Source organism: Phytobacter sp. V69, assembly GCF_965644215.1.
In the GTDB taxonomy this organism is placed as follows: domain Bacteria; phylum Pseudomonadota; class Gammaproteobacteria; order Enterobacterales; family Enterobacteriaceae; genus Phytobacter.
The window spans coordinates 1-4,055 of sequence record NZ_CBFFRL010000297.1 but is presented as its reverse complement, the minus strand read 5'-3'; the positions used below and the strand labels follow the sequence as shown (position 1 = coordinate 4,055).

3 protein-coding genes and 2 pseudogenes are annotated in these 4,055 nt (G+C 53.9%); all 5 read right to left on the bottom strand.

The features are described 5' to 3' along the window. Positions 1-70 precede the first annotated feature (70 nt). Positions 71-250, bottom strand: a pseudogene (locus ACSZPU_RS23950) (hypothetical protein); the annotation flags it as partial. 15 nt (positions 251-265) lie between these two features. Further along, positions 266-793, bottom strand: a complete 528-nt coding sequence (pduE, locus tag ACSZPU_RS23945) for a propanediol dehydratase small subunit PduE (RefSeq protein WP_499004026.1) — start codon at positions 791-793, stop codon at positions 266-268. Positions 794-805: 12 nt separating this feature from the next. Next, positions 806-1,470, bottom strand: a pseudogene (locus ACSZPU_RS23940) (propanediol/glycerol family dehydratase medium subunit). Positions 1,471-1,480: 10 nt separating this feature from the next. Beyond that, positions 1,481-3,145: a propanediol dehydratase large subunit PduC gene (gene pduC / locus ACSZPU_RS23935; protein ID WP_499004023.1), complete on the bottom strand. Its 1,665-nt coding sequence runs from the start codon at positions 3,143-3,145 to the stop codon at positions 1,481-1,483. Between the two features lie 18 nt (positions 3,146-3,163). Beyond that, the gene (gene pduB / locus ACSZPU_RS23930) at positions 3,164-3,976 is read right to left on the bottom strand and encodes a propanediol utilization microcompartment protein PduB (protein ID WP_499004021.1); all 813 of its coding nucleotides are present in this window, start codon (positions 3,974-3,976) and stop codon (positions 3,164-3,166) included. Between the last annotated feature and the right edge of the window lie 79 nt (positions 3,977-4,055).

The following is a 4,055-nucleotide window of genomic DNA, read 5'->3' as shown; positions in this document are numbered from 1 at the left end:
TTATCTTTCAATGGTCAAGCTGGGTTGCATCCGATTGTTTTACAAGAGGTTATGCAATTAAGGGACACAGCCTAGCCACAACTTTGTTCAGTGCTTCCTGAATGCCGAACACGTTGCGCAGTGTGCCTTTAATACCCGTCGTTTCCGCAAGCGAACTGCTCACAATGTTCAGTGCGCCAGTCTCATCCATGGCGGCCAAAGCCACTTCGGTTGACGAGTTACCTATATCAATGCCAGCTATATAACGCATAAGTCATCCCTGTGGTTAATCATCGCCTTTGAGTTTCTTACGCTCGACGTAAAGGGCCGCTGCCTCACGCACAAACGCCGCGCAGATTTTTGCCTTGTATTGGCTTTCCAGATCCTCTGCGATATCCAGCAACTCTTGCTTGGTTGAACGGTAAGGGCGCAGCGCGTTATAGATTTCCAGAATGCGGTCATCCGGTACGGCGGTCAGTTCCGCTGCGCGTTCGAAGTTCATTGCCAGCCTGTCACGACCGGCATCACGCGCGATGGATGACTGAATACGCAGGGTTTCCGGCGTGATACGCATATCCTGTGCGGTGATTTTCCCGTTCAGCACGCTCTCCAGCGTTAGCTCATCCAGAGTTTTGTTGGTGGATGTTTTCACCCAATCCGGATGTTTGTTCGCCAGCGGGTAATCGCTAACTTTGGCCTGGTGCGTGGTGCCGCCTGATGGCGCGGTGGATGCCGTTACCGGGGCCGCCCCCTGCAGGCTATTCATCCGGCTCAGCACATCACGAACCATTGATTCAATTGCGTCAGAATTCATGGTGTTGTCCTTTTAAAGCGCAACGCGCAGCTCTTGCGGGTTTTTCCCCGTCACGACGTACTTGGTCTCTTTGATATGCAGGATGGCGGATTTGGCCTGATATTTCGGGCGCGCCATCTGATCGTTAAGAGTCGGTACTGGTTGCGGCGATTCGCGTATTGCGCAGCGTTTTTGCCAATCTGACGGTAAGTTTCCAGCGTCAGTAGCGGTGCCTGCGGGAAGAGTTCCAGGTTAGAAAGCGGCGGTAACCCTTGTTGGTGGATGACCGTAGTGCCTTTTGACTGGATACCCACAGAGATGCCCGAGCCGCTCAGACGGTTGCCTTCCACAGCGACGAACGCCACGTCAGACGATTTGAAGCAGCGGATTACACGTGCCTTCACGCCTTCTTCTTCAATACCGGCAATAACTTCGCGCAGGATGCTCTTGTGCGGTAAACCGACGATATTCACGGTTTGTGAAAGACCGAAAGCAGGGCCAACGGCGATGATTACTTCATCCTGTTGGGTACCGGGTTTCGCTTCGCCAATTTCCGTCAGAAAGCCACCTTCCGCCGTTGCAGCAGGTTTTGCTGCACTGCCTGGCTGGGCGCTAAACGAGACCTTTTTATCGCTGGTTTGCATCTCTGCCAGCACATCTTCGATGATTTGGCGCAGCAATTTTTCGTTGATTTCCATCATTCACCCCTTAGCCCATTTCGTTCGGATCGAGTGCACCCGGGATGTTTTTGATCTCTTCCCAGCGTTCACCTTGCAGGCGATAACCTGTTGCCGGACCGGCATAGTCGTTCACATCGTTTACCGCAGAAAGCACCAGGCCATCGCCGACGATAATGGCGGAGGTATGCAGGTAGTCACCGGTCAGTTTGGCTTTTTGAATGTTCAGCATGTCTTGTGCGACATCGTTAAAACCGCCCTGCGACAGGGCTTTCACCACTTCGAGACCGTTACGGTTCTTATTGATGATTTCCTGGGCGAACTTGATGTCTTCGACGATGTTGCGCTCTGGCATGTCTTTTGAGCCGTGGGCGTAAGTTGCGGCTTCCACTTCTTCGTCAGTGATCGGGGGTAATCCCATGCCTGCGAAGACGGCCTGCAAGGCGCGAGCGGCTTTGTTACGAATAGCGATGACGTCTTCTTCGCGCACCGGACGTAAACCACCGTCAACTTTCAGGTCGCGCTGGATAACGTTGTAGTCGTCAAAGTCTTCTGCATCTTCGTTGGAGCCCGCGAACATGTTGTCGTAGTTAGGCACCGCGGAATAACCGGAGGAGATAAAGTCGGTACCCGGCAGGAACTGCATCAGCAGACGGGCGGTACGACGCATATCCGAGTGGGTAAAGGTCTGGTCGTTACTGGATGCGCACTCCAGATCCAGTGCGGCGCAAATCAGGTTTTCGGCAAGAATGGCGCGAATCCCCGAAGGTACGGCGGAAGGGACGCCAACGCAGCTTACGGAGCCGTTTTGCAGACCCTGAACACCCGCTGCTTTGGTTATGTAGATACAGCGTGCTTCCAGGTACAACATCGATTTGCCTTCGGCATAACCCATCTGTACTTCTGAGCCGGAACCGGAGGTAAAGCGCATTTTCAAACCGCGTGAGGCATAGGAAGAGGCCAGGAAGCCTTTTGACCACGGCGTATCGTCACCGTCGGTAAACACAGGCTCTGTACCATAAACGGAGATGGTTTCCGCATAGCAGGTGTGGCCAAGCATGCCGAGTTTCAGTTCGGTAGCTTCTTCCAGTGAGCACTGGGTTAATACGCCAGGGCGTCCAACCTGTGAGCCGACCAGCAGCGCGATAGCGTTAAAGGGGGCGTAACGAGCAACCGCGACGGTGGTTTCCTGTTCGTCGAATCCACGGAATGCACCTTCGGCTGCATCGGCTGCAATTTGCACCGGGTTGTCTTTTACGTTGGTGACGTGTGCCTGTTGCGATGGTGTACGACGCGCGCGCATTTTCTGCATCGACATCATCATTTCCACCACGTTCATGTGTGACACCACTTCGACAATTTTTGCCGGCGTCATTGCAGTGGTGAGCGGTACGATATCGCTACGCTTAACGTTAGGATCGCAGAGCATGTTGGCGAGCTTGACGGAGTCCATCGCCATCACTTCTTCCGCGCGATCCAGGTTGATACCGTAGTGGGCAATAAAGTGGTCAATCAGGTCAAATTTACTGACGGGTTTACCGTCCAGTTCGGTTACCACGCCGTCGACGATGCGAATAGAGGGTTTGGGATCGTTCGGGCTTTCCATTGCGATAAAGCCTTCTTCAATCCACTCCTTCACAAAGCCGTCCTGGTTAACAGGGCGTTTCGCCAGCGCTTCAAATCGTTTCGATCTCATGAAACAGCCTCTCTGTTATCAGATGTAGGACGGGCGGTCGTTTTTCGGCTCTGCACCCAGCGTGCCCAGTACGGTTTTACCGATTTCACGGGCAGAAATGACGGCCTGACGCACAGCACCGGAGTCGCCGGAGATAACCAATATGGCTTCGTTGCTGTAGCTGGTGCCTTTTGCCGGCGAGCTATATGCCACCACTTCCACGTTGGCGGATTTCAGTGCTGTATCGGCCATCAACACGCCGACGGAGGCCGGTGCACCAACGATCACGCCGCAGGCACGGCCAACCGGTGCGCCAAAGGCTTTCTCCAGCGCGTAGCTGGCACGGGCGGTGTATTGCATTTCGATGTGGCCAGCTTCGTTGGCATAAACATCGCCGAAGGTGCGATCGAGTTCTTTCAGAGCAACCTCGATGGCGCGTTTAACGTCGGAGACATCATTACCGCCGAACAGGATCAGTGAGCCGTGGCCCGCACCGCCTTTGGTGTCACGTGGTAATTCAATGCTGATCACTTCGGTGTTAGTTGCCTTGACGGCTTCGTCTGCCGCCATGATGTGTGGACCTGCACCTGTACGTGCGCCGAGGATGCCGATTGAGCGGTAGCGTTTTTCCAGTTTCATTGCATCAAGCAGTGCGCTATCCACGTTCGCGATCACCAGACCAACGGTGTCGCCGATCGCCGTACCAACAAATTCCGTTAAACTGCAGCTTTTCTCTGCCATAGCCGTCTCTCGTTTGGGGTGGGTTACAGTAGGGGAGGTCGCGGGTGCCGGTGAGGACACTTTGGCGATCACCTGAGCCATGATCTGTTCCACCAGGTCATTGCTACTCATTGGCTAGATAGTGTCGTCACGAGGATAAAAATCATTGATAATAGGGCCTTCTAATCAGAAGGCCCTATTATCATGACTA

Bases quoted from the DNA above. Each gene is read 5' to 3' on its own strand.
- pduC (WP_499004023.1), bottom strand. From the start codon at position 3,145: ATGAGATCGAAACGATTTGAAGCGCTGGCGAAACGCCCTGTTAACCAG.
- pduE (WP_499004026.1), bottom strand. From the start codon at position 793: ATGAATTCTGACGCAATTGAATCAATGGTTCGTGATGTGCTGAGCCGG.
- pduB (WP_499004021.1), bottom strand. From the start codon at position 3,976: ATGAGTAGCAATGACCTGGTGGAACAGATCATGGCTCAGGTGATCGCC.